Source organism: Pseudomonas sp. JV245A, assembly GCF_032424515.1.
GTDB classification, from domain to species: domain Bacteria; phylum Pseudomonadota; class Gammaproteobacteria; order Pseudomonadales; family Pseudomonadaceae; genus Aquipseudomonas; species Aquipseudomonas protegens.
In genome coordinates, this window is sequence record NZ_VYKE01000259.1 from 1 (window position 1) to 4217 (window position 4217).

At 65.4% G+C, this 4217-nt stretch carries 5 protein-coding genes; 1 reads left to right on the forward strand and 4 read right to left on the reverse strand.

The window, feature by feature from the left end; all coding sequences use genetic code 11:
• Nucleotides 1-354 precede the first annotated feature (354 nt).
• Nucleotides 355-1329, forward strand: coding sequence for a Dyp-type peroxidase (locus F6S12_RS30070; RefSeq protein ID WP_015636148.1), 975 nt, complete (start codon nt 355-357; stop codon nt 1327-1329).
• 58 nt (nt 1330-1387) lie between these two features.
• On the opposite strand, the gene F6S12_RS30075 is transcribed toward F6S12_RS30070, so the two are convergent.
• The 4 genes from F6S12_RS30075 to F6S12_RS30090 are packed head-to-tail and all read right to left on the reverse strand — an operon-like array spanning nt 1388 to nt 4099.
• Entirely contained in the window at nt 1388-1534 is a 147-nt protein-coding gene (locus tag F6S12_RS30075; RefSeq protein ID WP_011062008.1) for a DUF2474 domain-containing protein, read from the reverse strand.
• Complete coding sequence (locus F6S12_RS30080) at nt 1527-1658, reverse strand: hypothetical protein (RefSeq protein WP_015636146.1); 132 nt, start codon at nt 1656-1658, stop codon at nt 1527-1529. Before F6S12_RS30080 ends, F6S12_RS30075 begins: the two co-directional genes overlap by 8 nt.
• Complete coding sequence (gene cydB, locus F6S12_RS30085) at nt 1645-2661, reverse strand: cytochrome d ubiquinol oxidase subunit II (protein WP_011062007.1); 1017 nt, start codon at nt 2659-2661, stop codon at nt 1645-1647. Before cydB ends, F6S12_RS30080 begins: the two co-directional genes overlap by 14 nt.
• A gap of 16 nt (nt 2662-2677) precedes the next feature.
• Nucleotides 2678-4099, reverse strand: a complete 1422-nt coding sequence (locus F6S12_RS30090) for a cytochrome ubiquinol oxidase subunit I (RefSeq protein WP_125063460.1) — start codon at nt 4097-4099, stop codon at nt 2678-2680.
• Between the last annotated feature and the right edge of the window lie 118 nt (nt 4100-4217).

The following is a 4217-nucleotide window of genomic DNA, read 5'->3' on the forward strand; positions in this document are numbered from 1 at the left end:
GCGAGTGTTGCGCTCAAGCCCCGCTTGAACGGAGCCACAGCGTCACAGCGCCTCGCGACTCGTGCAGCCGCTGCCGCAGGCTGCGCACGGTCGCGTAGCGGCCGCGGCGATCCGGAAAACGCTGATGCCCGGCGGTAGATCGCCAAGCAAGGCCCTGCGGTCCTTTGCGCAGCCTCGCAGGCTCGGCAGCGGCTACAGGGTCGTGCGCTGTGGGAGGCCAGAGATGCTTGATGGCCCGGGGATTCGGTGAGTGGGAGGGCGGCACCTTCCAGGGGGAGCAATCTCCCTGGCCAAGGTCACAATCTGCTATTTTCCTGTCGGTGATTTTTCCGACCGCAGCCTGTGGAACCCATAATGACCCAGCCGTCCTCCCTGGCCGAGCGCAAGCCCGAGCCCCAAGCCATCTGCAATCCCATCACCCGTAGCGCGATCTTCATCGTCGCCACCCTGGCGCCCGGCGCCGCTGCCGCGCAAACCGTGCGCGACTGGTGCGCCGATATCGCCGCCTTGACCCGTTCGGTGGGCAAGCGCGTCCCGGGGGGCAATCTGTCCTGTGTCTGCGGTTTTGGCTCCAGCGCCTGGGACCGCCTGTTCGGCGGCCCGCGTCCGGCGTCGCTGCACCCGTTCATCGAGGTGGGCGTGGAGGGGCGCCGCGCGCCATCGACTCCCGGCGACCTGCTGCTGCACATCCGTGCCGAACAGATGGACCTGTGCTTCGAGTTGGCCACGCAGTTGCTCAAGCCCCTGGGGGATTCGATCAAGGTGGTGGACGAGGTCCAGGGCTTCCGCTATTTCGACATGCGCAGCATGGTCGGCTTCGTCGACGGCACCGAGAACCCGGAAGGCCGCGAGGCGGTGGATTTCACCCTGGTGGGGGACGAGGACCCGCAGTTCTGCAATGGCAGCTACGTGCTGGTGCAGAAGTACCTGCACAACATGACCGCCTGGAACGAACTGACGGTGGAGGCCCAGGAGCGCATCATCGGCCGCACCAAACTGTCGGATATCGAACTCGACGATGCAGTGAAACCCAGCTGCTCACACAGCTCCCTGACCACCCTGGAAGAGAACGGCGAGGAGGTGAAGATCCTGCGCGACAACATGCCGTTCGGCCGCCCGGGCGCCGGGGAATTCGGCACCTATTTCATCGGCTACGCCCGCTCGCCACGGCCGGTGGAGCAGATGCTGGAGAACATGTTCGTCGGCCGCCCTGCAGGCAACTACGATCGCCTGCTGGACTTCAGCACCGCGGTCACCGGCGGGCTGTTCTTCGTGCCCTCCGCCGACCTGCTGGAAGACCTGGCCGAGCGCGCGCCCACCGGCCTGTAGGCGCAAAAAAAACCGGCCCGCTATTGCGGGCCGGGGTTGCAGGCGTTATCGCCCCTGCTCAGTGGCTGTGCATGCCGGCGGCTTGCATCAGCAGCCGCAACACGCCGGCCACCAGCCCCAGGCCCACCACACTGGCCAGCCAGATACCCCCCATCCACAGCAACCGCTGCCAGGTGGATGCCGGCCGCGTCGATAGCCTATCCATGCGCCAGCTCCAGCATCAGTGCGCCGCTGCAGGCGAGCATCAGCAGTGCGCCGATGAACAGCAGGCTCAGTTGCGCCACAGCCTTGTGCCAGGGCAGGGGTGTAGCTCGATCAATGGTAGCCATCGCCAATCCTCACTTTGCCGCGGAACACGTAGTAGCTCCAGCAGGTGTACATCAGGATGACCGGCAGGATGAACAGGGTGCCGATCAGGATGAACAGCTGGCTGGACAGCGGTGAAGCCGCCTCCCACAGGCTGATGGACGGCGGCACTATGTTCGGCCAGATGCTGAACGCCAGGCCGATGTAGCCGAGGAACACCAGCACCAGGGTGAACACGAACGGCCAGTGGGAATGGTGCTGGCGCAAAGTGCCCAGGAGCCCGAACAGTGCCGCCAGCCCCAGCACCAGCAGCGCACCGAAGATCACGATATGGGCATGGCTGAACCAGCGGTTGGCGATCTCCGGGTGCAGCAGCGCGGTCCACACGCAGAGCACCGCCACCACCGCGGTCAGCGCGAACGCCAGGGGCCGGGTGTAGTGGCGCATGCGCGCTTCCAGCATGCCTTCGGTCTTGACCAGCAGCCAGGTGCTGCCCAGCAGCGCATAGGCCACGATCAGCCCCAGGCCGCAGAACAGCGGGAAGGGCGCCAGCCAGTCCAGGGTGCCGCCGGCGAACTGCCGATCGACCACCGGGATGCCGCTGATATAGGTGCCGATCACAATGCCCTGGCACAGGGTCGCCAGCAGCGAGCCGCCGATGAACGCCCAATCCCAGATGTGCCGTTTCTCGGGGCTGGCCTTGAAGCGGAACTCGAAGGCCACGCCGCGGAAGATCAGCCCTGCCAGCATGAAGATCAGCGGCAGGTACAGGGCCTCCAGAATCACCGAATAGGCCAGGGGAAAGGCGCCGTACAGCGCCGCGCCACCGAGGATCAGCCAGGTCTCGTTACCGTCCCACACCGGGGCCACGGTGTTCATCATCACGTCCCGCTCCCGGGCATCGGGGATCAGCGGAAAGAGGATCCCCAGCCCCAGGTCGAAGCCGTCCATGATCACGTACATCATCACCCCGAAGGCGATGATCACGCCCCAGATCAATGACAGGTCTATGCCTTGAATCGTCATGTTGGTTGCCCTTGTATCAGAGGTGGTGGTCGCCGGTGGCGAAGGTCTCGGGAATGGCCGACAGCGGCCGGCGCGGAGTCGGCTCCTGGCCGGGCGCAGTGCTGGGCGGATGCTCGTGGTGGGGCTGCGGGCCCTTGCGCACCAGCTTCATCATGTAGCCGATGCCCACGGCGAACACCGAGAAGTAGATCACCACGAACAGCGCCAGGGAGATGCTCAGTTGCGCCACGCTGTGGTTGGAGGCGGCGTCGCTGGTGCGCAGCAGGCCGTACACCACCCAGGGCTGGCGCCCGACTTCGGTGGTGATCCAGCCCGCCAGCAGGGCGATCAGGCCGCTGGGGCCCATCCACAGCACCAGGCGCAGGAACAGGCGGTTGCGGTACAGCCCGCCGTTGCGCCGCAGCAGCAGGCCCAGCAACCCGGTGAGGATCATCAACATGCCCAGGCCGGCCATGATGCGGAAGCTGAAGAACACAATGGCCGAGTTGGGCCGGTCCTCCTTGGGGAAGCTCTTGAGCGCCGGGATCTGCTTATCCAGGCTGTGGGTCAGGATCAGGCTGCCCAGGTAGGGCACTTCCACGGCGTAGTCGGTTTTCTCGCCGTCCATGTTGGGAATGCCGAACAGCACCAGGGGCGAGGGTTCGCTGCCGTGGTTTTCCCAGTGGCCTTCGATGGCGGCGATCTTCGCCGGCTGGTGCTCCAGGGTGTTCAGGCCATGGGCGTCACCGACCACCGCCTGGATCGGTGCCACGATCAGCGCCATCCACAGCGCCATCGACAGCATCTTGCGCACCGGCGGTGTGTCGTTGCCCCGCAGCAGGTGCCAGGCGGCGCTCGATCCGACGAAGAACGCCGTGGCGACGAATGCGGCAATCGCCATGTGCATCAGGCGCAAGGGGAAGGACGGGTTGAAGACGATCGCCAGCCAGTCCATGGGCATGATCCGCCCATCGACGATGGAGAAGCCCTGGGGCGTCTGCATCCAGCTGTTGGAGGCGAGGATCCAGAAGGTCGAGATCAGGGTGCCGATGGCCACCATCACCGTGGCGAAAAAGTGCAGCCCGCGACCCACCCGGTTCCAGCCGAACAGCATGACCCCGAGAAAGCCCGCTTCGAGGAAGAACGCGGTCAGCACTTCATAGGTCAGCAGAGGGCCGGTGATACTCCCGGCGAAGTCCGAGAAGCGGCTCCAGTTGGTGCCGAACTCGTAGGCCATGACCAGCCCGGAAACCACGCCCATGCCGAAGTTGACGGCGAAGATCTTCGACCAGAAGTGGTACAGGTCCTTGTAGGTGCTGTTGTGGGTCTTGAGCCACAAGCCTTCGAGCACCGCCAGGAAACTGGCCAGGCCGATGGTGATGGCGGGAAAGATGATGTGGAACGAGACCGTGAACGCGAACTGGATGCGCGCCAGGTCGAGTGCCTGTAGATGAAACATGACGAAACCCTCGTAATGGCTGGGGGCCCGCGCAGGCGCCTTCCGGCCGCCGTGAACCCGGGTTCGCGGCGTACGGCAAAAGGCTGCGCGGGGCAGGCTGGAGCGGCGCCTTGGCCGC